At 71.0% G+C, this 24,148-nt stretch carries 22 protein-coding genes; 9 read left to right on the top strand and 13 right to left on the bottom strand.

Translation table 11 applies throughout. The features are described 5' to 3' along the window. Nucleotides 1–49: 49 nt before the first annotated feature. Genes ACFY5C_RS17100 through ACFY5C_RS17090 form a run of 3 tightly spaced genes read right to left on the bottom strand, consistent with a single transcriptional unit; the run spans nucleotide 50 to nucleotide 1,566 of the window. Nucleotides 50–685 carry a GNAT family N-acetyltransferase gene (locus ACFY5C_RS17100; protein WP_389445045.1) on the bottom strand — a complete coding sequence of 212 codons (636 nt, stop codon included), beginning with the start codon at nucleotides 683–685 and terminating at the stop codon, nucleotides 50–52. A 22-nt stretch (nucleotides 686–707) separates the two neighbouring features. Continuing rightward, nucleotides 708–1,106: a Zn-ribbon domain-containing OB-fold protein gene (locus ACFY5C_RS17095; RefSeq protein ID WP_389445044.1), complete on the bottom strand. Its 399-nt coding sequence runs from the start codon at nucleotides 1,104–1,106 to the stop codon at nucleotides 708–710. Between the two features lie 13 nt (nucleotides 1,107–1,119). After that, nucleotides 1,120–1,566, bottom strand: coding sequence for a DoxX family protein (locus ACFY5C_RS17090; RefSeq protein ID WP_389445042.1), 447 nt, complete (start codon nucleotides 1,564–1,566; stop codon nucleotides 1,120–1,122). A 147-nt stretch (nucleotides 1,567–1,713) separates the two neighbouring features. On the opposite strand from ACFY5C_RS17090, the gene ACFY5C_RS17085 reads away from it, so the two are divergent. The 6 genes from ACFY5C_RS17085 to ACFY5C_RS17060 all read left to right on the top strand — a co-directional run bounded on the left by ACFY5C_RS17085 (nucleotide 1,714) and on the right by ACFY5C_RS17060 (nucleotide 10,711). Next, on the top strand, nucleotides 1,714–3,423 hold the full coding sequence (locus ACFY5C_RS17085; protein ID WP_389445041.1) for a subtype B tannase: 1,710 nt from the start codon (nucleotides 1,714–1,716) through the stop codon (nucleotides 3,421–3,423). Between the two features lie 319 nt (nucleotides 3,424–3,742). Further along, nucleotides 3,743–4,948, top strand: coding sequence for a flavin-containing monooxygenase (locus ACFY5C_RS17080; RefSeq protein ID WP_389445039.1), 1,206 nt, complete (start codon nucleotides 3,743–3,745; stop codon nucleotides 4,946–4,948). A gap of 326 nt (nucleotides 4,949–5,274) precedes the next feature. Beyond that, nucleotides 5,275–6,696 carry a flavin monoamine oxidase family protein gene (locus ACFY5C_RS17075; RefSeq protein ID WP_389445456.1) on the top strand — a complete coding sequence of 474 codons (1,422 nt, stop codon included), beginning with the start codon at nucleotides 5,275–5,277 and terminating at the stop codon, nucleotides 6,694–6,696. 131 nt (nucleotides 6,697–6,827) lie between these two features. Then, a complete protein-coding gene (locus tag ACFY5C_RS17070) occupies nucleotides 6,828–9,053 on the top strand; it encodes an acetate--CoA ligase family protein (protein ID WP_389445037.1) in 2,226 nt (741 codons plus the stop codon). A 130-nt stretch (nucleotides 9,054–9,183) separates the two neighbouring features. Beyond that, complete coding sequence (locus tag ACFY5C_RS17065; protein WP_389445455.1) at nucleotides 9,184–10,005, top strand: enoyl-CoA hydratase/isomerase family protein; 822 nt, start codon at nucleotides 9,184–9,186, stop codon at nucleotides 10,003–10,005. Between the two features lie 76 nt (nucleotides 10,006–10,081). Continuing rightward, nucleotides 10,082–10,711 (top strand): flavin reductase family protein, encoded by a 630-nt coding sequence (locus ACFY5C_RS17060; RefSeq protein WP_389445453.1) that lies wholly within the window; start codon nucleotides 10,082–10,084, stop codon nucleotides 10,709–10,711. Nucleotides 10,712–10,812: 101 nt separating this feature from the next. Here the strand turns inward: ACFY5C_RS17060 and ACFY5C_RS17055 are convergent, their stop codons facing one another. Beyond that, the gene (locus tag ACFY5C_RS17055; RefSeq protein WP_389445035.1) at nucleotides 10,813–12,120 is read right to left on the bottom strand and encodes an MFS transporter; all 1,308 of its coding nucleotides are present in this window, start codon (nucleotides 12,118–12,120) and stop codon (nucleotides 10,813–10,815) included. Between the two features lie 71 nt (nucleotides 12,121–12,191). On the opposite strand from ACFY5C_RS17055, the gene ACFY5C_RS17050 reads away from it, so the two are divergent. After that, nucleotides 12,192–13,211 carry a GlxA family transcriptional regulator gene (locus ACFY5C_RS17050; RefSeq protein ID WP_389445034.1) on the top strand — a complete coding sequence of 340 codons (1,020 nt, stop codon included), beginning with the start codon at nucleotides 12,192–12,194 and terminating at the stop codon, nucleotides 13,209–13,211. Here the strand turns inward: ACFY5C_RS17050 and ACFY5C_RS17045 are convergent. The 4 genes from ACFY5C_RS17045 to ACFY5C_RS17030 all read right to left on the bottom strand — a co-directional run bounded on the left by ACFY5C_RS17045 (nucleotide 13,119) and on the right by ACFY5C_RS17030 (nucleotide 16,967). Then, entirely contained in the window at nucleotides 13,119–13,652 is a 534-nt protein-coding gene (locus tag ACFY5C_RS17045; protein ID WP_389445032.1) for a hypothetical protein, read from the bottom strand. The two genes, ACFY5C_RS17050 and ACFY5C_RS17045, sit on opposite strands and share 93 nt — an antisense overlap. A 61-nt stretch (nucleotides 13,653–13,713) precedes the next feature. Beyond that, nucleotides 13,714–14,763 (bottom strand): Zn-dependent alcohol dehydrogenase, encoded by a 1,050-nt coding sequence (locus ACFY5C_RS17040; protein WP_389445031.1) that lies wholly within the window; start codon nucleotides 14,761–14,763, stop codon nucleotides 13,714–13,716. Further along, nucleotides 14,763–15,914: an acyl-CoA dehydrogenase family protein gene (locus tag ACFY5C_RS17035; RefSeq protein WP_389445029.1), complete on the bottom strand. Its 1,152-nt coding sequence runs from the start codon at nucleotides 15,912–15,914 to the stop codon at nucleotides 14,763–14,765. The genes ACFY5C_RS17040 and ACFY5C_RS17035 overlap by 1 nt, the downstream gene beginning before the upstream one ends. 141 nt (nucleotides 15,915–16,055) lie before the next feature. After that, the gene (locus tag ACFY5C_RS17030; protein WP_389445028.1) at nucleotides 16,056–16,967 is read right to left on the bottom strand and encodes an SDR family NAD(P)-dependent oxidoreductase; all 912 of its coding nucleotides are present in this window, start codon (nucleotides 16,965–16,967) and stop codon (nucleotides 16,056–16,058) included. A 96-nt stretch (nucleotides 16,968–17,063) separates the two neighbouring features. Between ACFY5C_RS17030 and ACFY5C_RS17025 the strand changes: the two genes are divergently transcribed. After that, nucleotides 17,064–17,990, top strand: a complete 927-nt coding sequence (locus ACFY5C_RS17025; RefSeq protein ID WP_389445026.1) for a cyclase family protein — start codon at nucleotides 17,064–17,066, stop codon at nucleotides 17,988–17,990. Nucleotides 17,991–18,390: 400 nt separating this feature from the next. Here ACFY5C_RS17025 and ACFY5C_RS17020 read toward each other — a convergent pair whose 3' ends face one another. The 3 genes from ACFY5C_RS17020 to ACFY5C_RS17010 all read right to left on the bottom strand — a co-directional run bounded on the left by ACFY5C_RS17020 (nucleotide 18,391) and on the right by ACFY5C_RS17010 (nucleotide 21,373). Beyond that, on the bottom strand, nucleotides 18,391–18,867 hold the full coding sequence (locus ACFY5C_RS17020; protein ID WP_389445024.1) for an ATP-binding protein: 477 nt from the start codon (nucleotides 18,865–18,867) through the stop codon (nucleotides 18,391–18,393). Nucleotides 18,868–19,360: 493 nt separating this feature from the next. Continuing rightward, entirely contained in the window at nucleotides 19,361–20,236 is an 876-nt protein-coding gene (locus ACFY5C_RS17015) for an acyl-CoA dehydrogenase family protein (RefSeq protein WP_389445023.1), read from the bottom strand. 3 nt (nucleotides 20,237–20,239) lie between these two features. Next, entirely contained in the window at nucleotides 20,240–21,373 is a 1,134-nt protein-coding gene (locus tag ACFY5C_RS17010) for an acyl-CoA dehydrogenase family protein (RefSeq protein ID WP_389445022.1), read from the bottom strand. Nucleotides 21,374–21,529: 156 nt separating this feature from the next. On the opposite strand from ACFY5C_RS17010, the gene ACFY5C_RS17005 reads away from it, so the two are divergent. Continuing rightward, complete coding sequence (locus tag ACFY5C_RS17005; RefSeq protein ID WP_389445020.1) at nucleotides 21,530–23,038, top strand: class I adenylate-forming enzyme family protein; 1,509 nt, start codon at nucleotides 21,530–21,532, stop codon at nucleotides 23,036–23,038. A 3-nt stretch (nucleotides 23,039–23,041) separates the two neighbouring features. On the opposite strand, the gene ACFY5C_RS17000 is transcribed toward ACFY5C_RS17005, so the two are convergent. Together ACFY5C_RS17000 and ACFY5C_RS16995 are read right to left on the bottom strand one after the other, a co-directional pair. Next, a complete protein-coding gene (locus ACFY5C_RS17000) occupies nucleotides 23,042–23,554 on the bottom strand; it encodes an EF-hand domain-containing protein (RefSeq protein ID WP_389445018.1) in 513 nt (170 codons plus the stop codon). Between the two features lie 173 nt (nucleotides 23,555–23,727). Continuing rightward, a complete protein-coding gene (locus ACFY5C_RS16995) occupies nucleotides 23,728–24,108 on the bottom strand; it encodes an STAS domain-containing protein (RefSeq protein WP_362387936.1) in 381 nt (126 codons plus the stop codon). Nucleotides 24,109–24,148 lie beyond the last annotated feature (40 nt).

The raw sequence follows: 24,148 nt of genomic DNA, 5'->3' as shown, positions 1-24,148 counted from the left end.
CCACTCCCAGGCGGGGGTTGAGAGGCCCGGGGTTCACGGCTCCACTTGCCTACAGGTTGACGTCCGGTGCGGGATCGGGGGCGGGGTCGGGGTCCGTCGCCAGACGTGCGTGCAGATGTACGTCCCGGTACGCGTCCTGCCTCCCCTCCTCCCACATCGCGCCCCGCAGGGTCCCCTCGTACCGGAACCCGCACCGCTCGGCGATTCGGCAGGAGGAGTCGTGCCCGATGGCGTGGCCGAGTTCGAGACGGTGCAGGCCCAGGCCCGGATCGGTGAGGGCCCACCGGGCGACGAGGGTGAGCGCGTGCGTGGCGACACGGCGGCCGCGGGCCTCGGGGAGGACCCAGTAGCCGACGCGGGCGGAGCGCATGACCCAGTCGATGACGTTGACGCCGATATGCCCGAAGGGGGTGCCGGTCGCCGCGTCGGTGACGCAGTACGACACGGACGTGCCGTCCAGCATGTTCCGTGCCGTGTCACGAAGGGACTCCAGGGCGCCGTCGGGGTCCGTCGCGATGCTCAACGGGGTGTTCCAGCGCCGGAACTCAGGGTCGCTGCGGCCCCGGAACCAGGTCGCGGCGTCGTCCTCGGAGTCCGGATCCCAGGGGCGCAGGCGCAGCCCGTGGCCGTGCAGGTCGGGGTGGGGGTGCGGGTGGCCGGCGGGGCGTATGTCGGCGTGAGGCATGCGGCCATTGAACCCGCATCGGTCAGCCCGCAGCGCGGAACACCGCCACCCCGTCCCGGAAGAGGACCGACAGCCCCGTCCCGGCCCGCAGCCGGCCGGGGTCCGCGCACTCCACGATCTCGGTCATCATCCGCGGCCCCTCGGCGAGATCGACGACGGCGGCGACGTACGGCGTCCGCTCCCCGAAGGGCGGCAGGTCGTTGCGGTGCACGACGGACCAGGTGTAGAGGGTGGCCCGGCCGCTCGCGGGCTCCCACGTCACGTCCTCGCTCCAGCAGTGGGGGCAGAACTCGCGGGGGTAGTGGTGGGCGCGTGCGCAGGCGCGGCACCTGCGGATGAGCAACTGCCCCTGCGCTGCGGCATCCCAGTAGGTGCGGGTGAAGGCATCGGCCTCGGGGATGTCGTATCGCTGCCCGCTCATCGGAGCTCCCTCATCAGAACAGCCCCAGCGCGCTGTCCACCGACCACGACTGCCACGACACCCCGAACAGCGCGACCACCGAGATCAGCGCCATCATCGAGTTCTGCCCCTGCTCGCCCCAGTCGTGGATCATGAGGGTGAAGTAGAGGACGTTGAGCAGCAGCCCGCCGACGAGGGCGATCGGGGTCAGGAACCCGAGGATGAGCCCGAGCCCGAGGGCGAGCTCCGCGTACAGCACCACGTACGCCATCGTCCGCGGCCGGGGTGACACGACGGCCGTGAAGCCGGACCGCACGGCGTTCCAGCGGTGCTTGGCCGCCACGTCCGCCGCCCAGGAGATCCCCGCCCCCTCGAACCAGCTCTTCTTGTCCTTGTGCCGCCAGCTCTCCAGCCACCACAGCCCGAGGCCTATTCGGAGCACGGCCAGCCATTCCGCACCTGTGAGCCAGATCGCGTCCATGGATCTGACGGTACGTCAGATAAGAGGAGCCTGACAATCGCCTGTGCATCCCGGATGAGTCCCACAGATTGTTGGCAATCTTGTCCACAGTCCGGCTAGGTTCACAGACGCAAGCCGAGGACACCGAGTGAGCCGAGGGAGCCGGACGTGAGGCACAGGGCAGTCAAGCGCAGGAGCGTGGTCGTGGGGATCGGCGCGACCGCCGGGGTCGCGGCGGTCGGGGGCATCGCACTGACCGCGCAGGCGTCAAGCGGGGCGAGCGGGTCGAGTGGATCGAGCAGCACGAACGGTACGAACGCGTCGGGGTCCGCGGGGTCGTCCTCGTCCGACGCCCTGGTCTTCGACAAGGACGCCTACTCGACCCTGACGACGACCATCACGGACGCCGACGGGGCCGAGCACGACGTGGAGTACCGCTTCTACAAGGCGATCACCTACGTCGCGAAGCCGGTCGACGAGAAGTACCAGAGCCTGAACGTGAGCGTCCCCGTGAAGATCGACGGTACGGCCGTCGACGCCACACGCGTCCCGATCCTGTTCGCGAACTCGGTCGGCGGCTACATGCCGTCGTCGGTCGCGGACGCGACGGGCGTGGGCGGGGGCGGCATGACCGGCATGCCCGGCGGCGGCGCGCCAGGTGCCTCCGCGTCGCCGAGCGCCTCCGCGTCGCCGAGCTCCTCGGCGTCGGCCTCCGGTGAGGTCGCCTCGGGCGGCAACGGCATGGTGAACGCGCAGGGCGCGATGGTCAGCCTCCCGAAGCTGGCGCTCGCGGCCGGCTACGTCGTCGTCGAGCCCGGCGCCCGCGGCCGTACGCTCAAGAACACCGCCGGCGAGTACTACGGCGTCGCCCCCGCGGCGATCGTCGACGTCAAGGCCGCCGTCCGGTACGTGCGGTTCAACAAGGGCCGCATCCCCGGCAACGTCGACCGCATCGTCTCCTCCGGCACCAGCGCGGGCGGCGCCCTGTCCTCCCTGCTCGGCGCGTCCGGCGACAGCCCGCTCTACGACAAGCACCTCGAGGAGATCGGCGCGGCCGACGCGAGCGACGCCATCTTCGCGACCGGCGCCTGGTGCCCGATCACCGACCTGGAGCACGCCGACGGCGCCTACGAGTGGAACTGGGGCTCCAACGCCACGAGTTCCGGATCCAAGGTCGACCAGACGGTGTCGAAGGAGCTGCGTTCGCAGTTCGCCGAGTACCAGGCGGCCCTGAAGCTGAGGGGCCTCGGCGGCTTCGGCACGCTCACGGCCCGCAACTACGACGAGTACCTGGTCAAGCAGTACTTGGAGCCGTCGGCGACCAAGTACCTGGCGGCCCTGTCGACCGCGGACCGCGAGTCGTACCTCTCCTCCAACACCTTCATCACCTGGTCCGGCGGCAGGGCGGCCTTCTCCTGGGCCGACTTCCTCACCCACGTCGGCGCCCGCAAGAAGACCGCGCCGTCCTTCGACGCGTTCGACCTGTCGACGGGCGAGAACAACCTCTTCGGCCTCGGCACCACCCAGGCCCGCCACTTCACGGCCTACGGCGCCAAGAACGACAGCACGGGCCTGAGCAGCAAGCGGGTGCCGAGCGACATCCCCGACACGCTGCGGCTGATGAACCCGATGCCCTTCCTGGTCGCGAAGCCCAACCCGCACCGCTCCAAGCACTGGTGGATCCGCCTCGGCACCAAGGACTCCGACACCTCCCACACGGTCTCCGCCAACCTCGCCGCCGCCGCACACACCCTCGGCGACGACGTCAGCCACCTCTACTACTGGGACGAGGGCCACGGCGCCAACTCGGACCCGGGCGACTTCATCGAGTGGATCGCCAGGATCAGCGGCTACAAGGGCAAGCGGTCCGCCGGATAGCCGCTGAAGCAGAGCCCCCTCGGGCAGCCCTCTCAGCCAACCCTTTCGGGTAACCCTTCGAGCAGCCTTTTCGAGGCCGGACAGCCGGCCCCTCGCGCGGTACCGGTCTCCCGTCATGACTCCGGCCACCGCCCCAGGACGCCGAGCCCCCGCCTGCCGCGAGGGCTCGGCGTCCCGCCATGCGCCCCCACCCCACCCCCACAACCGGGAGACCTACGCCACAGATCCCACCCACCCCTCCTACAGCCGTGATCGATCCGCAACCAATTCCGGTCTTGACCGAGACCCATCAACGGGCTGCGTGATTACGCTCCCGAACATGGCCGACTCCATAGCGTCCCCGACCCCCACGGACCGCCCCGTCTACGTCATCGGCGGCGGCCCCGGCGGACTCTCCGTCGCGCATGCGCTGCGTGCCCGGGGACTGCGTGCGGTGGTGCTGGAGAAGTCGGACCGGGTCGGCGCCTCCTGGCGACGCCACTACGACCGGCTCCATCTGCACACCACCCGACGGCTGTCGGGCTTGCCCGGGCTGCCGATGCCGCGTCGGTTCGGGCGTTGGGTGGCCCGGGACGACGTGTCGCTCTACCTGGAGAAGTACGCGGAGTTCCACGACCTGGAGATCGTCACCGGCGTCGAGGTCTCCCGCGTCGAGCCCGCCCCCGACGGCTCCGGCTGGCTCCTGCACGCCACCGGCGGCCGTGAACTGACCGGCGCCGCCGTCGTCGTGGCCACCGGCCACAACCACACCCCGCGCATCCCGGACTGGCCCGGCCTGGACACCTACGGCGGTGAGTTCCTGCACGCCGGCGAGTACCGCAACCCGGCGCCCTACGCCGACCGCGACGTCCTGGTCGTCGGCATCGGCAACACCGGTGCCGAGATCGCCGTGGACCTGGTGGAGGGCGGCGCCTCGCGGGTGCGGCTGGCCGTGCGTACGGTGCCGCACATCGTGCGCCGCTCCACCGCCGGGTGGCCCGCCCAGCGCACCAGCATCCTCGTACGGCGGCTGCCGGTCGGGCTCGTCGACCGGCTCGCCAAGCCCGTGGCGAAGCTGAGCGTGCCGGACCTGTCGGCCCAGGGGCTGCCGCGCCCCGAGACCGGGCTCTACAGCCGGGCCAAGGAAGGCGCGATCCCGGTCCTCGACGTCGGCCTCATCGACGCCGTACGCAAGGGCCGCATCGAGATCGTGGCCGCCGTCGACGGCTTCGAGGACGGGAAGGTCCTCCTCGCCGACGGCACCCGCGTCTCGCCGGACGCCGTCATCGCGGCTACCGGCTACGTCCGTGCCCTGGAGGGCATCGTGGGCCACCTCGACGTCCTCGACGCACGCGGCAAGCCCGTCGTCCAGGGCGCCCGGACCCCCGCGGGCGCCCCCGGCCTGTACTTCACCGGCTACACCAACCCCATCAGCGGCAACCTCCGCGAGATGGCGATCGACGCGCAGAAGATCGCGAAGGCCGTCGCCCGCGGCGCCGACGGTGACGGGGATGGCGGCCGACGGGTCTCCCGGCTGCCGGTCTGACCCTGCGCCCTGCGTCCTGTCCCGTCGGGCGTCTCAACTCCCTTACCAAGTCCCGCGTTACTCGAGAGTCATAAGTGACGCACGGGGCTGTACCGCGCCACCGCACGGAGCCAGAATGTGAGCCCTGTTCACCTTTTCGGCTCCACTCCCTCTCGCTACGACGGAGGACGCACGTGGCAAGCGAAAGACAACTCCCCCGGGTTTCCGGGACTTCCCCCGCCCTCAAGTCCCCCAAGGCCCAAGGCCCTAAGTCCCCCAAGACCGTCAAGGCCCGCAAGCTCTCCCGGCGTTCCGTCCTCGGCGGCGCGGCAGCCGCAGCCGGTGCCGTGACTCTCACCGCGACCGGCGCCGGTACGGCCTGGGCGGCCACCCGCGACGTGGATGTCGCGATCGTCGGCGCCGGCCTGGCCGGTCTCACCGCGGCCCGCGATCTGGTGGCGGCCGGCAAGTCGATCGCCGTCCTGGAGGCCCGCGACCGCGTGGGCGGCCGGGTGATGGGCCTCGATCTGGCGGGCGGGGGCGTGACCGAGGGCGGCGGTGAGTTCATCGGCCCCACCCAGGACCGCATCAAGGCCCTCGCCGACTCCCTCGGCGTGGACACCTTCACCACCTACAACACCGGCAACAACCTCCTCCACAAGGACGGCAGGAAGACCCCCTACGCCACCGACGGCATCCTCGGCGCGGTCCCGCCCATCGACGCGGCCGGCCTCGCGAACGCCGCCATCGTGCAGGCCACGCTCAACGACCTGGCCAAAAAGATCCCGGTCGACGCGCCCTGGACGGCGCCGAAGGCCGACGAATGGGACCGGCAGACCTTCGAGACCTGGCTGCGCGCCAACGCGGTCATTCCGTCGGCCAAGTTCCTCTTCGACGTGGCCTGTACGTCGATCTTCTCGGCCGAGCCCCGTGAACTCTCCTTCCTGTTCGTCCTCTTCTACATCGCCGCCGCCGGAAACGCGTCCGCCCCCGGCACCCTGGAACGCCTCACCGAGACCGCGAACGGCGCCCAGGAACTGCGCTTCGTCGGCGGCTCACAACTGATACCGGCCAAGCTCGCCGCCGCCCTCGGCGACCGGGTGGTACTGAGCGCCCCGGTGCGCACGATCGCCCGGTCCGGCGGTAGTTACGTCGTCACGGCCGACGGCCTCACCGTCACGGCCAGGAAGGTCGTCGTCGCCGTACCCCCGCCGCTCGCCGCCCGCATCACCTACGCACCCCTCCTCCCCGCCGCCCGCGACAAGCTCACCCAGCGCCTGCCGATGGCCTCGGTCGGCAAGGCGATCGCGATCTACGACACCCCGTTCTGGCGTGCCGACGGCTTCAACGGCCAGGTGGTCAGCGACGCCGGCGTCATCAGCTCCACCTTCGACAACTCCCCGCCCGACGCCTCCTACGGCGCCCTGATGGGCTTCATCGAGGCCGACGAGGCGCGCAAGCTGGACGCGGCGAGCGAGGCGGAGGTCCGGGCGGCCGTGCTGAAGGACTACACGACGTACTTCGGCGAGAAAGCGGCCTCCCCCACCTCCTTCGTGCTGCAACGCTGGAACAACGAGGCCTACACCCGCGGCGGTCCCGTCTCCATCGCCGCCCCCGGAGTCCTGACCCAGTACGGCCCCGCCCTGCGCGAGCCCGTCGGCGGCATCCACTGGGCCGGGACGGAGACCTCCACACACTGGATGGGCTTCATGGACGGGGCGGTGCGGTCGGGAGAGCGGGTGGCGAAGGAGGTGCTGGCGGTGCTGTGAGCCGGTCCGAACGCCGACGCCTGCGGTATCGCCGTCCAACTTTGTGTGCACAGCCGTTCCTGACAGGGTGTCAGTTCCTTTAATCTGACACAGCGTCAGTTAATCGCTGTCACACAGAAGCGGGTGGACCGATGCTTGGATCAACCCACGGCACCCTCACCACCGACTCCCGCCGGGCCCGGGTCATCGCCTGTGGCGAGCAGCCCGGGCCCGCCGTCCACGGCCGGCCGGCCGAGGTCGACGATCTCGACGTCAGCGGCCGTCCGCTGTACTCCGACGTGCCCGATATGGGTCGCTTCTTCCGTCCGGAGTCGGTCGCCGTGATCGGTGCCTCGGACGCCGAGGGCCGACCGAACACCGGTGTCACCCGCCAGCTGATCGCCTGGTCCGAGCGGGTCGGCGCCCGGCTCCACCCGGTGCATCCGAGCCGCGCTTCCGTCTTCGGCATCCCCTGCTTCCCTTCCGTCGCCGACCTGCCCGAGCAGATCGATCTCGCCGTGCTGCTGGTCGCCGACCCCCTGCCGGTGGTCGAGGAACTGGCCGAGGCCAAGGTGAAGTTCGCGGTCGTCTTCGCCTCCGGGTTCGCGGAGACCGGTGAGGAGGGCGCCGCCGCTCAGGACCGGCTCACCGCCGCCGTCGAACGGTCCGGCATGCGGCTGCTGGGCCCCAACACCAACCTCAACGCATTCGAGCGGTTCCGGGACGACCTGGAGGGTCCCGCGATCGCCCTGATCACCCAGTCCGGCCACCAGGGCCGTCCCGTCTTCGCCCTCCAGGAACTCGGCATCCGTCTGACCCACTGGGCGCCCACCGGCAACGAGGCCGACCTGGAGACGGCCGACTTCATCTCCTACTTCGCCGAGCAGCCCGACGTGGGTGCCATCGCCTGCTACGTCGAGGGCCTCAAGGACGGGCGCTCCTTCCTCCTCGCCGCCGATCGCGCCGCCCGCCGCAAGGTGCCGGTCGTCGCCGTCAAGGTGGGCCGCACCGAGACCGGCGCCCGCACGGCCGCCTCACACACCGGCAAGCTGACCGGCGCGGACGCGGTGGTGGACGCGGCGATGCGGCAGTACGGGGTGATCCGGGTCGACGGTCTGGACGAACTCCAGGACACCGCGACCCTGTTGGCCCGCGCACGGCCGCCCCGCGCCGACGGCGTCGTCGTCTATTCGATCTCGGGCGGCACGGGCGCGCACTTCGCCGACCTGGCGACCGAGGCGGGACTGCCCCTGCCCGTGCTGTCGGAGGCCAGGCAGGCCGAGCTGCACCAGTGGATACCCGAGTACCTGAACGTGGCCAACCCGGTCGACAACGGCGGGCATCCGGTCGGGGACTGGCGCGGCCGGAAGATCATCGACGCGATCCTCGACGACCCGCAGGTCGGTGTCCTGATCTGCCCGGTCACCGGGCCCTTCCCGCCGCTCAGCGACCGGCTCGTCCAGGACCTGGTGGACGCCGCCGAGCGGACGGACAAGCTGGTGTGCGTGGTGTGGGGGTCGCCGGTCGGCACCGAGCCGGCCTACCGCGAGGTCCTGCTCGGCTCCTCGCGCGTGGCCACCTTCCGGACGGTGGCGAACTGCATCACCGCCGTCCGCGCCTACCTCGACCACCACCGCTTCGTCACCGGCTACCGCTCCCCCTTCGACGAGGCCCCGCGCATGCCCTCGCCGTCCTTCCGCAAGGCGCAGGCACTGATACGCCCGGGCGAGCAGCTGAGCGAGCACGCGGCGAAGCAGCTGCTGCGGGCGTACGGGATCCGTGTCCCGCGCGAGCAGTTGGTGACCAGCGCGGCGGCGGCCGTACGGGCCGCGGGACTGGTGGGCTACCCGGTGGTGATGAAGGCGTCCGGCGCGCGGATCGCCCACAAGACCGAGCTCGGCCTCGTCAAGATCGGGCTGACCTCCGCCAGCCAGGTCCGGGACGCCTACCGCGAGTTGACCGACATCGCCCGCTACGAGGACGTCTCCCTGGACGGTGTCCTGGTCTGCCAGATGGTCGAGCGGGGCGTCGAGATGGTCGTGGGCGCCACGCACGACGAGCTGTTCGGACCGACCGTGACGGTCGGGCTGGGCGGGGTGCTCGTGGAGGTACTGGGCGACACCGCCGTACGTGTGCCGCCCTTCGGGGAGGAGCATGCCCGGGACATGTGCGCCGAACTGCGCGGGCGGGCCCTCCTCGACGGGGTCAGGGGGCGGCCCCCGGCGGACCTCGACGCGCTCGTGGAAGTCGTCCTGCGGGTGCAGCGCATGGCGCTGGAACTCGGGGACGACCTCGCGGAGCTCGACATCAATCCGCTGATGGTGCTGCCCAGGGGGCAGGGCGCGGTGGCCCTGGACGCGCTGGTGGTGTGCCGCTGACATGAATTCGGACCGCAGGAATTCGGAGCGCATGAATTCGGACCGCAGGAATTCGGAGCGCATGAATACCGACCGCATCACGGCCGACCGCATCACCGCCGACCGCATCACCGCCGACAATGAGATGAACATGTCCGATTCCCCCCGTGTGCCCGGAAATCCCGTCGATTCATTGGTACAGCACGCCACTGACAACCAGGTCTGCCGCATCACCCTCAATCGCCCCGAAGCCCTCAACGCCATCACCCCTGACCAGCGAGAACGCATCATCGCACTGCTCACCGAAGCCTCCGCGGACCCCGACATACGGGCCGTCGTACTGACCGGAACGGGCCGTGGCTTCTGCGCCGGCGCGGATCTGCGGGGCGGGTCGACGGCCGGGGAACGGGTCCCCGGCGATGTCGCCCGCACGATCCGCCTCGGCGCCCAGCGGCTGATCTCGGCGGTGCTCGACTGCGAGAAGCCGGTGATCGCAGCGGTGAACGGCACGGCGGCGGGGCTCGGCGCGCACCTCGCGTTCGCCTGCGATCTCGTACTGGCCGCCGAGTCCGCCAAGTTCATCGAGGTGTTCGTGCGACGCGGACTCGTCCCCGACGGCGGCGGCGCCTATCTCCTCCCCCGTCTCGTCGGCCCGCAGCGGGCGAAGGAGCTGATGTTCTTCGGAGACGCGCTCACCGCCGCCGACGCGGAACGGCTCGGCCTCGTCAACCGGGTCGTGCCCGACGCGGAGTTGGACAAGACGGCAAGGGACTGGGCGGCCCGCCTGGCCACCGGTCCGACCCGCGCCCTCGCCCTCACCAAGCAGCTCGTCAACGCCTCCCTGGACGCCGACCGCACCACCGCCTTCGCGGCGGAGGCAGCCGCGCAGGAGATCAACATGACGACGGAGGATGCCCGGGAAGGGGTGGCGAGTTTCGCGGAGCGCAGGAGCGCCGAGTTCAGGGGTCGATAAGGCGCGAAAGGTGCGGCCGTTCCCCCTCGCACACCCCTTCCAATCTGACGCTCCGTCAGTTTCAATGGGCGTCGTGATGGGACACGCAGGAATGGCCGCCGCAGCCGTCCGCTACCTCAGGTCGGCCGACGCTCCGCCCGTAGAGGCGCTGCCGCGCCCGGCGCTGCGCTGTGTCGGCGAGGACGAGCGGGCACCGGTCCCGCAGGCGGAGTTCCGGCGGGTGCTCGGGAACTTCGCGTCGGGGGTGGCCGTTGTCACGGCACCCGCCACCGCCACCGCCACCGATCCACAAGTCAGCGCCGACACCCCTCGCAGCGCCGCCCCCGCCGGTTTCGCCTGCCAGTCCTTCTCCTCCCTCTCCCTCGACCCGCCCCTGGTCGCCTTCATGGTCGGCCGTACGTCTACGACGTGGCCGCGCATCGCCCGCGCGGGCGTCTTCTGCGTGAACGTCCTGAGCGCCGGCCAGGGCGAGTTGTGCCGCGCCTTCGCGATGAGCGGCACGGACAAGTTCGCCGGGGTCACGTACGACGCGGCCCCCGTGTCCGGCTCACCCCGCCTCGCAGGCACGCTCGCGTGGATCGACTGCACGATCCACGCGGTCCACACGGGCGGCGACCACCTCATCGTCGTAGGACGGGTGGACGCACTGGGGGCGAGCGACGGCGACGAGGCACCGCTGCTGTTCCACAAGGGGCGGTTCCTCTAGGCCGCACAGCCGCACCGCCGCACAGCCAGACCGCCGCACCCGGCGGCCGTCGTACCGCCACCGACCCAGCTGTCAGGCCACCGCCACCCCCGGCGAAGCCGTCACGCCCCCGCCACCACCGGCGTCACCGGCCGTCGCCGGATCACCAGTGCCATCAGCGCCGCCGCCGCGCACAGCGCGCCCGAGGCGTACCAGACCATGTCGTACCTCCCGAAGACGTCCCGCGCGACCCCGCCGAGGAAGGCCACCAGCGCGGCACCGATCTGGTGGGAGGCGAGGACCCAGCCGAAGACGATGGCGCTGTCCTCGCCGTAGTGCTCCCGGCACAGGGCGACGGTGGGCGGGACGGTGGCGACCCAGTCGAGGCCGTAGAAGACGATGAAGAAGAGCATCGACGGGTGGACCGTAGCGGAAAGCAGCATCGGCAGGAACAGCAGTGAGATGCCGCGCAGGGCGTAGTAGACCGCGAGCAGTCGGCGCGACTCGAAGCGGTCGGTGAGCCAGCCGGAGGCGATCGTACCGACCACGTCGAACACGCCGATGACCGCGAGCAGCGAGGCGGCGGCCGGGACGGGCATGCCGTGGTCGTGGGCGGCGGGCACGAAGTGGGTCTGGATGAGGCCGTTGGTGGAGGCACCGCAGATCGCGAAGGTGCCGGCGAGCAGCCAGAAGGGGCCGGTGCGGGCCGCCGAGAAGAGCACCGTCACCGCCCGGCGCGCGGCGCCCAGGGCGGGGGGCGGCTTGGGCACGAACTCCTTCGCGCCGTACGGCGCCACGCCCACGTCGGCCGGGTGGTCGCGCAGCAGCAGCCAGACGAACGGGACCACCACGAGGGCCGCGAGGGCGACCGTGACGGCGGCCGGGCGCCAGTTGCCCGCATCGACCATCACGGCCAGCACGGGCAGGAAGATCAGCTGGCCGGAGGCCGAGGCGGCGGTGAGGATGCCGGTGACCAGACCTCGCCGCTCGGTGAACCAGCGGTTGGTGACCGTCGCGGCGAAGGCCAGCGCCATCGAACCGGTACCGAGACCCACCAGCAGGCCCCAGCACAGCATCAGTTGCCAGGCGGCCGTCATCCATACCGTCAGGCCCGAGCCGATAGCGATCATGGTGAGCGCGACCGCGACCACACGACGCATGCCGAAGCGGTCCATCAGGGCGGCGGCGAAGGGGGCGGTCAGGCCGTACAGGGCCAGGTTGATGGAGACGGCGGCCCCGATCGTGCCGCGCGACCAGCCGAAGTCCTCGTGCAGCGGGTCGATGAGCAGCCCCGGTACGGAGCGGAAGGCGGCGGCCCCGATGATCGTCACGAAGGCGACGGCGGCGACGAACCAGGCACGGTGAATACGGTTACGGCGGGGCCTCGGCAGGGACTGGTCGACGGTGGCGGCTTCGGTTGTCTGCGTCACGACAGCCAGCTTCGGGCCTGCGCCGCCGCGGATCCATTGGCCCGAAGGACAGCATTCGTTAGGATCGGGCCATGAGCAGTGAGCCGGAGTTCCGACCGCATCGCGTGGCCGTCCTCGCGCTGGACGGGCTGCTCCCCTTCGAGCTGGGCATTCCGCACCGCATCTTCGGCCGCCCCAAGGACGCCGAGGGACGGCTCCTGTACGAGGTCGTCACCTGCTCGATCCGGCCGCCCGGCCCCGTCAGGACGGACGCCGACTTCGACATCCAGGTGGGCAGCGGCCCGGAGGCGCTGGCCACCGCCGACACCGTGATCATCCCGGCGTCGTACGAGCTCGGCCCGGTCTTCGAAGAGGGCGTCCTCACCGACGAGCTGGCCGCCGCGCTCGCCCACATCCGCCCCGGCACCCGGCTCGCCTCCATCTGCACCGGCGTCTACGTCCTTGCCGCAGCGGGCCTGCTCGACGGCCGCCCTGCCACCACGCACTGGGCCGACGCCGCCCGTTTCCAGCGGCTGTTCCCGAAGATCAAGGTCGACGCGGACGTCCTGTTCATCGACGAGGGCGACGTGTTGACCTCGGCCGGCGTCGCGGCCGGGATCGACCTGTGCCTGCACATGGTCCGCCGCGACCACGGCGCGGCGATCGCCAACGACGTGGCCCGCCGCACGGTCGTTCCGCCCCATCGGGACGGCGGCCAGGCCCAGTACATCCACCGCCCGGTCCCCGACCCGCAGCAGGCGTCGACGACCAACGCCCGGGCATGGGCGCTGGGCCGCCTCCACGAACCGCTCCAACTGCGCGACATGGCCGAGCAGGAGTCCATGTCCGTACGGACGTTCACGCGCCGCTTCCGCGAGGAGGTAGGCGTCAGCCCCGGCCAGTGGCTCACCCAGCAGCGCGTCGAACGCGCCCGGTACCTCCTGGAGTCCACCGACCTCTCCGTCGACCAGGTGGCCGCCGAGGCCGGCTTCGGAACAGCCCAGTCGATGCGCCAGCACCTACAGACGGCGCTCGGCGTCACACCCACCAGCTATCGCCGCACCTTCCGGGCCGGGAGCCAGACCGACGTGCATGCCATCAGCGGCACTTGAGCCGTCCCGCCGCGTCTCTCCCCCCCCAACCCCCCACCAGCCGAGCGCCGTCAGGAGTAGGGTCAGCGCCACGCCGGCCACGATCGCCATGGGCGGCGTCGCCACCTGGAGCAGGCCGCCGGCGAGGGAATCCGTCGCCGCGTATCCCGCGCCGGCGGCCGCGTACATCACGGAGTAGCCCGCGGCCAGTGCGCCCGGCAGCAGGGCGTCGCGCAGGGACAGATGGCGGGTGATCAGCGCACCCGCCTGGACCGTGCCCGCGAGGACGAGGGCCATCGCGATCCCGGCGGCGCCCGGTACCAGCGCCGCGAGGGTCACGAAGACCGACATGACACACATCAGCACCACACTGCGCGTACGCAGCCGCCCCGGCCACGATCTGAGTCCGTACAGGAACGCCCCGGCCCCCGCTCCGACCGCCATGCCCGCTCCGACCGCCATGCCCGCCATGCCCGCCGGCATCGGGCCCCGCGCACGCAAACCGCACCGCACGGACCGGGATTCAAAACGTGAGCACCCCCCGCGCGACCTTCCCCGCCTCCGCATCCGCCGCCGCCCTCTCGAACTCCTCGACCGGATACGTCTGCGTCACCAGCTCGTCAAGGAGCAGCCGGCCGTCCCGGTACAGCTCGGCGTACAGCGCGATGTCCCGCTGTGGCCTGGACGACCCGTACCGGCAGCCCAGGATGGACTTGTCGAGGTACATGGAGGACACGACGAAGGAGGCCTCGGCACCGGCCGGCGGAACCCCCAGCAGCACGGCCTGCCCGTGCCGGTCGAGCAGGTCGACGGCCTGCCGGACGAGCTCCACCCGCCCCACGCACTCGAAGGCATGGTCCGCCCCCGTCGGCAGCAGTTCCCGCACGCCCTCCGTCGAGGTCAGGAAGTCGGTCGCCCCGAACTGCCGCGCCACCGCCTCCTTCGCCGGATTGGCATCCACGGCGACGATCCGCAGCGCGCCCGCGATCCGCGCGCCCTGAAGGACATTGAGGCCGATACCGCCGGTACCGATCACGAGCACGCTGTCCCCGCGGTCCACCTTCGCCCGGTTGAGCACGGCACCCACGCCCGTCAGCACCCCGCACCCGATGAGCGCGGCCGAGGGCATGGGAATGTCCTTCGGGATACGAACGACCTGTACGGCCTTCACCACGGTCCGTTCGGCGAAGGCGGAGTTGGACGCGAACTGGAACACCGCCTGCTCACCCCGCCGGAACGGCCGCCCCGGGCGCCCGATCGCCTGCCGGCACATCGTCGGCCGCCCCCGGTCGCACTCCGCGCACGTACCGCAGTTGGCGAGGGTGGACAGAGCCACATGATCCCCGGGCTCGACATGGGAGACGCCCACACCCACCGCTTCCACGACTCCCGCGCCCTCATGGCCCAGCACCACAGGAACCGGGAAAGGTATGGTCCCGTCCACCACGGACAGATCGCTGTGGCACAGCCCCGCCGCCGAGATCGCGACCAGCACCTCGCCGGGCCCCGGTTCCCGCACCTCCAGATCGTCCACGACCTGCACCTGCTTGCCGTCGAACAGCACACCGCGCATCAAACGACCCCCTTGGGCTCCCTGGGCAGACCGAGCACGCGCTCGGCGATGATCGTGCGCTGAACCTGATCCGATCCGCCGTAGATGGTGTCGGCCCGGGAGAAGAGGAACAGCTGCTGCGCCTCGTCGAGTTCGTACGGCGCCGAGGACGACCAGTCCCCGGGCCCGACCCCGGCGGCCGCGCCCCGCACCAGCACCGCCAGCTCCCCGAGCCGCTGATGCCAGCCACCCCACAACAACTTGGCCACGCTGGGCGCCCCCGCGTCCCCGGACCGCCCCAGGGTGCGCAAGGCGTTCCACCGCATCACGCGCAGCTCGGCCCACTGCCGCACGAGCCGCTCACGCACCACGGGATCCTCGACCGCCCCCGAGTCCACGGCCGCCCGCACCACCCGCCGCAACTCCGCGGCGAACCCGACCTGCTGGGCCAGCATCGACACACCCCGCTCGAACCCGAGCAGGCTCATCGCGACCCGCCAGCCACCGCCCTCTCCCCCGACGACGTGCTCCACGCGCGCGTGTGCCCCGTCGAAGAACACCTCATTGAAATCGCTGGTCCCCGTCATCTGCCGAATGGGCCGCACCTCGATACGCCCCGGCTGGTCCATGGGCACGAGAAGAAACGTCAGCCCGTGATGACGAGTCGACTCGGGATCCGTACGGGCTAGCACGAAACACCAGTCGGCCTCGTGAGCCAGAGACGTCCAGATCTTCTGCCCGGTGACGCGGTACGCCCCGTCCGACCCGAGCTCGGCCTTGGTCCGGATCCCCGCGAGATCCGACCCGGCGCCCGGTTCGCTGTACCCCTGACACCACAGCTCGTCCCCGGCCGCGATGGCCGGCAGAAAGCGCCCCTTGTGCTCCTCGGTCCCATGCGCGAGCAGCGTGGGCGCCAGAAGCTTCTCCCCGATGTGCCCGGACCGCGCCGGCGCCCCCGACCGCGCGTACTCCTCGGCCCAGACGACCTGCTGGGTGAGGGTGGCGCTCCGGTTGCCGTATCCGCCCTCGTTCCAACCGAGCCCGATCCAACCTGCTTTGCCCAGCACCCTTTCCCAGCTACGGCGATCCTGAGCGTCCTTGGCGTACTCGTCGAGCCACGCCCGCGCTTCCGCACGAAACGCTTGGTCCTCCGCCGCGAACCCGAAGTCCATAGGGGTCTCCTTGTAGTTTCCGGCCAGGAACCACGCCCTTCCTCTGGGGGCGCGGGGCTGTATCGACGTGCGGCTTTGCCGCGCGGGCACGACAAGCCACACACCACGCGCGGCCGCCATGCGGCTCTCGGCCCCGAGCTCTCAGGCGTTGGGCCGCGATCCCTGAGCCGCGGCCCGCCGCATCTCCTGCACCCGCTCCAGCATCGGCATCGGGTCCACGCCCACCGACCCCGGCAGCACCTCCGCGATCCGCTCCGGCGTCCAGCCCTCCACCGCATACGCCGAGCGCAGCTCCCGCGGCTGCGCCCACACCGCGATCTTCGGCCCGGCGACCGTGTAGACCTGCCCGGTGACCCCCTGCTCCCGCGCCCCGTCCGAGAGCAGGTAGACCACCAGGGCCGCCACGTCCTCCGGCTCCCCGATCTCCGCCAGCTCCGTGGGAACCCCGGCCGACATCCGCGTACGAGCCACCGGCGCCACCGCGTTCGCGGTCACGCCGTACCGGTGCAGGCCCAGTGCGGCGCTGCGCACCAGCGAGATGATCCCGCCCTTCGCCGCGCTGTAGTTGGCCTGCGACACCGACCCCTGATGATTCCCGCTGGTGAACCCGATCAGCGTCCCGGCCCGCTGCTCGCGCATCACCGCCGAAGCGGCCCGGAACACCGTGAACGTGCCCTTCAGATGAGTGGCGATCACCGGATCCCACTCCTGCTCGGTCATGTTGAACAGCATCCGTTCACGCAGAATCCCGGCGACACAGACGACACCGTCGAGGCGTCCGTACGACGACAGCGCGACGTCGACGAGCCGCTGCCCGCCCGCCATCGTGGAGATGTCGTCGGCGACGGCGACCGCCTCCCCGCCGGCCGACTCGATCTCCTTGACGACGGCCTCGGCGATCTCGCTCGTGGGCGAGCCACCCTCGACCGACACCCCGTAGTCGTTGACGACGACCCGCGCGCCATGGGCGGCGGCCGCGATCGCGACCGCCCGGCCGATGCCACGCCCGGCGCCCGTGACGGCGACGACCTTGCCTGCCAAGAAGTTCCCCATGCCCCGGCCCCTTCCCGCAGTTTCTGACGGTCCGTTAGATTCAACTTGATTCTACGACCCGTCAGATACGCGGAGACAAGCCCCCGGGGAGGACTCATGTCACTGCCGGACGCGTTCCACGAGATCGCCAAGCGCGTGAACAACTGGGGCCGTTGGGGGGCCGAAGACGAGATCGGCACCCTCAACCTGATCACCGACGAGGTGGTCCGCGAGGCCGCCGCCTGCGTCCGCACGGGCCGTCGCATCCCCCTCGCGCTACCCCTTCAGCAGGACGGCGTGCAGACCGGGATGATCCCCGGACGCGTCAACCCGCTGCACGCCATGGTGCAGATCAACCAGGAGATCTTCGGCCCGGGAACCGTCGCCTGCAGCGACGACGCCGTGACCATGGGCCTGCAGGCTGCCACCCACTGGGACGCGCTCACCCATGTCTCGCACTCGGGACGCCTCTACAACGGCCGTCCGGCCGGCACCATCACCCCGCACGGCGGAGCCGAGTTCAGCGGCATCGACAAGGCGCGGCACATCGTCTCGCGCGGGGTACTGCTGGACGTGGCACGCGCCCGTGGCGTCACGCGACTCGACGGCGGGCACGCGGTCACGCCGGAGGACCTGGACGCGGCCGAGGAACTCGCGGGCACGCGCGTGCGCGCCGGCGACATCGTGCTCGTACGGACGGGCCAGATCCAGGTCTATCTCGCCGGCGACAAGCACGCGTACGGCTATCCCTCACCCGGCCTGTCGATCCGTACGCCGGAGTGGTTCCACGCACGCGATGTGGCGGCCGTCGCGAACGACACCCTTACGTTTGAGATATTTCCGCCCGAGAAAGATGATTTGTGGCTGCCTGTGCATGCGCTGGACCTGGTGGAAATGGGGATGCTCCAGGGTCAGAACTGGAATCTCGAAGAGTTGTCCACAGCCTGTGGACAAGAAGGCCGCCACGCGTTCCTGCTGTCGGCGATGCCCGAGCCCTTCGTCGGCGGCACGGGGACTCCGGTCGCACCCGTGGCCATGCTCTGACGAGGCCGGCTGGCGGCGCGGCTTCCCCAATCGGCTCCACCCGAGCGGGAGGTGCCCCCATCCGCCCCGAGCACGGCACCGCGCGCCGCCATCCGACTCCGGCGTGCCCGCCCCTGCCCTCCTGGCCCCCGGGAGAACCGACGCCGAATCACGACCCACACTCGGCAAGGGCCTCCGTCACCGAAGCCCTCGTCGTCCCCTCGCGGCGAATCGCTGACCACCAGCGTGATCAACCGAACACGCGGCGTCAACACCCAGTCGGCGATTTGTTACTTACGCCCTATTTGCAGGAGACGCGCATGGAAGCATGCCCGGGCGCATCAATGCTCCCCCGAGCTGGAGGTATCGCACCTTCTGCAACCGTGCACCGGATCCGGCGCAATTGCAGCCATGTGCGCCGTCACACCGCTTCGTACGCGAGCCCTTCGTAGGCCGACGCCCCGCTCCCGTAGGCGGACGCCGCCCCCTGCGCCTGCGCACCGCGGTCCAGTTCGCACCAGATCCGCTTGCCGGCACCCTCGGAGCTCCAGCCCCACCGGTCGGCGAGACCGTCGACGAGCGCGAGGCCGCGGCCGCCCGTCGCGTCGCCGTCGACACATCGGGGGACGGGGGCACGGTCACTGCGGTCGGCCACCTCGAGCCGTACGGTCGCGCAGTCCTGAGCCGCTCCCGGCAGCGACAGCCGCAGCACGGCCGGACAGCCGGTGTGCACCACGGCGTTGGTGACCAGTTCGGAGACGAGCAGGATCAGCGTCTCGGCGAGCGGCTCGTCGGCCTCTATCCCGGACCCCGCGAGCCGCGAGCGGGCCCAGCGCCGGGCTCGTCCCACCTCAGCGGGATCGGGCCGGATCTCCAGCTGCACTTGAAGCACCTGCACCGCTCACACCATCCGAACCGGCGGACACATAGCCCCGCGCCTCACGAGGGCCACGATCCTAGCCATTCTTTTCATGGCCAGAACAATGGCCAAAGCCAGGGTCACAGAACGTGAATCCCTTAGCTGACAGCATGGTTGACGTACAGTCACCCCAACAAGCGCTTCGGGCATATTCCAGCGCGAAGGAGTACCCCTGCGGCATACTGTGCGACGCTTGTCGTGGGGAGTCGAACAGGCGGGGACAGAGCGCCCTCCCGCCCCGCAAGCAGCGGCGAGCACCGCCGGATCCGGGGCCGCCTCAAGGGCAACTCCGGGATGGCTCGTGCTCGGAACCACTCGCATCTCACACAAGGTACCGGAGCGGACGGCTGACTCCAGGCCGTGACGAGTCACACGTAGGACACAACCCGATATCAACGCTCCGTAATTCCGGTATGCCACAATCCGCGACATCCCCGCGGGCGCCGCCGGCGATGCCGCAGTCCAGGGGCTCTTAGATCGGCTGTGCGAGAAGTTCGGCCGCCAGAGTTTCCTCACTCTCCGTAGCGGCTCCCGCACGGTGAGTCCGGACCCACGCGCGCTTGAGATACAGGTGGAGCTCGAACTCCCAGGTGAACCCCATGCCGCCGTGCACCTGGAGACAGTCGCGGGCGCCGCGCACCGCGGCCTCGTCGGCGAGCAGCCGTGCGCTGTGGACGTCGGCCGGGTCGGCCGTGACGGCCGCCGCGTAGACAGCGGCACGGGCCGTCTCGGTGCGCACGAGCATCTCCGCACACAGGTGCTTGATCGCCTGGAAGGCTCCGATCGGCTGCCCGAACTGCTCACGCGTCCGGGCGTGTTGCACCGCCAGCTCGCACGCGCGTGTGGCGCCGCCCAGTTGCTCGGCCGCGGTGAGGAGGACGGCGACGGGGTCCACGGCGGCGGCCCCGGAGACCCGGTGCAGGGGCGTCAGCGGGTCCACCGACCGCAGGGGTACGGCCCCCGCCGCATCGCCCCGCACGGCGTCCGCCTGCTCCAGCCACTCCACCAGCCCGTTGCCGACCGCCGCCACCACCGCCTCCCCGGTGGCCGCTCCTGGCACGGTCCCGGCCGCGAGGTGCGTCGCCACGAGGGGCCCGGGCAGCAGCGTCCGCCCTGCCTCCTCGAAGGCCAACACCGCTTCGGGCAGACCGAGTCCGACGCCGCCTTGCGCCTCCGGCAGCCGTAGCGCGAAGAACCCGGCCGCTCCCAGGTCCCGCCACAGCGCCCGGTCCAGGCGGCCGGGCTCGTCGACGGCCGCCCTGAGCTGCTGCGGGCCGAAGCGGCGCGCCAGCAGCTCGCGCACGCCGTTGCGCAACGCCTTCTGGTCCTCGGTCAGTTGGAAACGCATCCGTCACCGCCCCTTCGGCAGTCCGAGGATCCGCTCGGCCACGATGTTCCGCTGGATCTGCGAGGTGCCGGCGGCGATGGTGTACGACAGCGAGGACAGCCGGTCGAGCACCCACGGCCGGTCCAGGTCCAGCGACTGCGGGCCCAGCACGTCGGCCGCCGCGTCGTAGAGCTCCTGACGGGCGTGCGAATACCTGAGTTTGAAAACCGAACCCCCGACCCCGGGCACCCCACCGGTCAGCTCCGCCTCGCTCACGTTCCACTGCGTCAGCCGCCACAGCGCCCGGAACTCGGCGTTCAGCCGCCCCAGGCGTCGTCGGAGCGCCGGATCGTCCCAGCTCCCGTTCTTGCGTGCCTCGGCGGCGAGTTCGCGCAGCACGCGCCGGCAGGCGACGACCTCGCCGACGAAGGCCGTGCCGCGCTCGAAGGAGAGGGTCACCATCGTCACGCGCCAGCCGTCGTTCTCGGCCCCGACCCGGTTGGCCACCGGCACCCGCACCTCGTCGAGGAACATCTCGGCGAACTCGGCCGACCCTGCGAGGGTCTGCAGCGGCCGTACGGTGATGCCCGGCGCGTCCATGGGCATGGCCAGCCAGCTGATCCCGCGGTGCTTGGGCGCCTCTGGGTCGGTGCGCACCAACAGTTCGCACCAGTCGGCCACTTCGGCATGCGAGGTCCAGATCTTCGAGCCGCTCACCACATAGTCGTCGCCGTCCCTCCGCGCGCGCGTGCGCAATGCCGCGAGGTCGGAACCGGCGTCCGGTTCGCTGAAACCCTGGCACCAGACCTCGGCCCCGCGCAGGATCGGCGGCAGCCAGCGGGCCCGCTGCTCGGCCGTCCCCTCGGCGGCGACGGTCGGCCCCGCGTGCAGCAGCCCGACGAAACCCGCCCCCACATAGGGCGCGCCCGCCTTCTCGGTCTCCTCCAGGAAGATCAGCCGTACGGTCGGCGAAGCGCCCCAGTGCACGTCGCCGTACCCGGCGTCATGGAGCCTGCGCTGCCAGCCGAGGTCGTAGGCGCGACGCCCCGGCCAGTCGCCGGGGGACGGCTTCGGCGGCAGCGTGGGCAGCGCCTCGCGCAGCCACTCCCGCAACCGGGCACGGAACTCCTCCTCCTCGGGCGTGTACGCCAGATCCACGGGCCGGTCCCCCTCCGCCGGAAGAGCACGCACCTGACGTTGCGTCAGATTTGGTTGCCACCCGAAGGCTAGACCCGCACCTCTGGACCGACAAGGCGGTGAGCCCTACGCTCTGCCCACGATCTGACTGACCGTCAGCTGACGCAGGGGGTTGTCATGAACGACACCGCGCACGTCCTGAGTTCCTCGCGCACCCTCTGGGACCTGGCCACCGGCCGCGCCGACCGCACCCCCGACCGCCCCGTCCTCCTTCAGGAGGACCGCTCGCTGTCCTTCGGCGCCCTGCGCGCGCGTGCCGAACGCGTGGCGGCCGGCCTGTACGACATGGGCGTACGCCCCGGCACGGTCGTCGCCTGGCAGCTGCCCACCCGTATCGAGACGGCCCTGCTGTCCTTCGCGCTGGCGCGCCTCGGTGCCGTGCAGTCGCCGGTCATTCCGTTCTACCGGGACCGCGAAGTGGGCTTCGCGCTGCGGGAGTCGAAGGCGGAGTTCTTCGCGGTGCCGGGCGAGTGGCGGGGCTTCGACCACACGGAGATGGCACGGCGGCTGGGCGCGAAGGGGATCTTCGAGGCCTACGACACCCTCCCCGACGGCGATCCGTCGGTCCTGCCCCCGCCGCCCGCCGAGGGCACCTCGGTGCGCTGGATCTACTGGACCTCGGGGACGACGTCCGACCCCAAGGGCGTCCTGCACACCGACCGCTCACTGATCGCGGGTGGCTCCTGTCTGGCGCACGCCCTGCGTCCCACGCCCGCCGACGTCGGCTCGATCGCCTTCCCGTACGCCCATATCGGCGGACCGGACTACATGGTGATGCTGCTGCTGTACGGCTTCCCCGCGGTGATGTTCGAGCAGTTCGCGCTGCCGGACGCGCTGGAGGGGTACCGCCGGCACGGGGTGACGTTCGCGGGCGGGTCCACGGCGTTCTACTCGATGTTCCTGGCGGAGCAGCGCAAGCTTCCGGCCGGCGAGAAGGCCGTCCCCTCACTGCGGTTGCTGGCGGGCGGCGGGGCGCCGAAGCCGCCGGAGCTGTATCACGCCGTGGTGCGCGAGATGGGGGTGCAGCTCACCCACGGGTACGGCATGACCGAGGTGCCGATGATCACGATGGGCGCGCCGGACGACACGGCGGAGAAGCTGGCGACGACGGAGGGGCGCCCGCCGCGGGAGATGGAGATACGGATCGTGGACGGCGAGGTGCGGCTGCGCGGGGAGGCGGTGTGCCGGGGCTACCTTGACCCGGCACAGACGGCGGCGGCCTTCGACGAGGAGGGGTTCCTGCGGACCGGTGACCTCGGACGTCTGACGGACAGCGGGCATCTGGTGCTGACCGGCCGCCTCAAGGACGTGATCATCCGCAAGGGCGAGAACATCTCGGCGAAGGAGATCGAGGACCTGCTGCACCGGCATCCCGCGGTCGGGGACGTGGCGGTCATCGGGCTCCCGGACGCCGCGCGCGGGGAGCGGGTGTGCGCGGTCGTGGAACAGCCGCCCGGCGCGGACGAGCTGACCCTGGAGGCGCTGACGTCGTATCTGCGCGGGGAAGGGCTGTCGACGCACAAGCTGCCGGAGCAGCTGGAGGTGGTGGACGCCCTTCCGCGCAACGAGACCCTGCGCAAGGTGCTCAAGTACAAGCTCAGGGAGCGCTTCTCGCAGCCCGTCTAGAGGTCACTCGGGAACGGTGAAGTAGCGGGCGAACGCGGTGACGGTCTCGTCCTCGGTCACCTTGCCGTCGCCGTCCGTGTCGAGCGTGGCGGCGGCCGCCCGGGCGACGTCCTGCGCCACACCGAGGCAGCCGAGCACCCGCGCGGTGTCGGTGACGGTGGCGGATCCGTCGCCGTCGGGGTCGGCCACGGCGAGGGCGGCGTGCAGGAAGGGGCGGGCGATCTCGGCGAACCGGTCCGGGTTGTCGCGCAGCCGCTTGACCGCGCCGTTCACGAACTCCTCGCGGGTGATGCGCTGGTCACCGTCCCGGTCCGCGATACCTGCCATGCCCTGCCAGAACGCCTCGGCACCGATGTACAGCGCCTGCCCCTTGTCGGAGCGGGCGGCGGTGTCGAACTCGGCGAGCACGGCCTTGGCTGCCGCGTTGAAGTCCTCGCGGTCGATGTAGCCGTTGCCGTCCTGGTCGAAGCCGGCGAAGCGGGCCGCGATCCTGCGCTCGTACTCGCTGCTGACCATGTCTTATCGGGCCGCCTTACGTCATGTGGGGTGCATCTGCCACGGAGCGTACGACGCCGGGGGCGGTCCGGGCGCCGGAAAGCGGCGGTTGTGCCAAGACCGGGGGAATTTTGGGACAACGGTGTGGCACTTCCGGGGCTTCCGGGAGACCGGCCCGGGGGAACCGGGGCTGTTCAGGCCGACAGCGGCCGGGCGTCGTCCGCGACCGCCGCCGCAACGTCCGGGTACACCTCGAAGAGCCTTCGTACACCCAGCGCGCCCAGCACGCGGTTCACGTGCGAGCCGTCCACCGCGCCCTGCGCCGGGAGTATCAGCCGCAGGCTGCCCTGGCAGGAGCGGATCAGCCGACGGGAGGCGATGAGCACGCCGACGCCGCTGGAGTCGCAGAACAGGACCTCGGAGAGGTCCAGGACGAGACTGTGGCGCCCCTCGGCCACCACGTCATGGATGTGCTGACGCATCACCGGCGAGGTCACCAGATCCAGCTCGCCCGACACCTGGAGCACAGCCCAGTCGCCTCGCTCGCCGCCGGTCACTTTCAACGTCACCACCACGCCCCTCGCTCGCCGAACCGGAAGCGATACCTACGCTTCC

The sequence above is a fragment of the Streptomyces sp. NPDC012935 genome, from assembly GCF_042900345.1.
Taxonomy (GTDB): Bacteria; Actinomycetota; Actinomycetes; order Streptomycetales; family Streptomycetaceae; genus Streptomyces.
This window is presented reverse-complemented; position numbering and strand designations above follow the sequence as displayed.

Coding starts and splice junctions, on each gene's coding strand:
- ACFY5C_RS17100 (WP_389445045.1), bottom strand. CDS start 685: ATGCCTCACGCCGACATACGCCCCGCCGGCCACCCGCACCCCCACCCC.
- ACFY5C_RS17095 (WP_389445044.1), bottom strand. CDS start 1,106: ATGAGCGGGCAGCGATACGACATCCCCGAGGCCGATGCCTTCACCCGC.
- ACFY5C_RS17090 (WP_389445042.1), bottom strand. CDS start 1,566: ATGGACGCGATCTGGCTCACAGGTGCGGAATGGCTGGCCGTGCTCCGA.
- ACFY5C_RS17080 (WP_389445039.1), top strand. CDS start 3,743: ATGGCCGACTCCATAGCGTCCCCGACCCCCACGGACCGCCCCGTCTAC.
- ACFY5C_RS17070 (WP_389445037.1), top strand. CDS start 6,828: ATGCTTGGATCAACCCACGGCACCCTCACCACCGACTCCCGCCGGGCC.
- ACFY5C_RS17065 (WP_389445455.1), top strand. CDS start 9,184: ATGTCCGATTCCCCCCGTGTGCCCGGAAATCCCGTCGATTCATTGGTA.
- ACFY5C_RS17060 (WP_389445453.1), top strand. CDS start 10,082: ATGGGACACGCAGGAATGGCCGCCGCAGCCGTCCGCTACCTCAGGTCG.
- ACFY5C_RS17050 (WP_389445034.1), top strand. CDS start 12,192: ATGAGCAGTGAGCCGGAGTTCCGACCGCATCGCGTGGCCGTCCTCGCG.
- ACFY5C_RS17045 (WP_389445032.1), bottom strand. CDS start 13,652: ATGGCGGTCGGAGCGGGCATGGCGGTCGGAGCGGGGGCCGGGGCGTTC.
- ACFY5C_RS17040 (WP_389445031.1), bottom strand. CDS start 14,763: ATGCGCGGTGTGCTGTTCGACGGCAAGCAGGTGCAGGTCGTGGACGAT.
- ACFY5C_RS17035 (WP_389445029.1), bottom strand. CDS start 15,914: ATGGACTTCGGGTTCGCGGCGGAGGACCAAGCGTTTCGTGCGGAAGCG.
- ACFY5C_RS17030 (WP_389445028.1), bottom strand. CDS start 16,967: ATGGGGAACTTCTTGGCAGGCAAGGTCGTCGCCGTCACGGGCGCCGGG.
- ACFY5C_RS17025 (WP_389445026.1), top strand. CDS start 17,064: ATGTCACTGCCGGACGCGTTCCACGAGATCGCCAAGCGCGTGAACAAC.
- ACFY5C_RS17015 (WP_389445023.1), bottom strand. CDS start 20,236: ATGCGTTTCCAACTGACCGAGGACCAGAAGGCGTTGCGCAACGGCGTG.
- ACFY5C_RS17005 (WP_389445020.1), top strand. CDS start 21,530: ATGAACGACACCGCGCACGTCCTGAGTTCCTCGCGCACCCTCTGGGAC.
- ACFY5C_RS17000 (WP_389445018.1), bottom strand. CDS start 23,554: ATGGTCAGCAGCGAGTACGAGCGCAGGATCGCGGCCCGCTTCGCCGGC.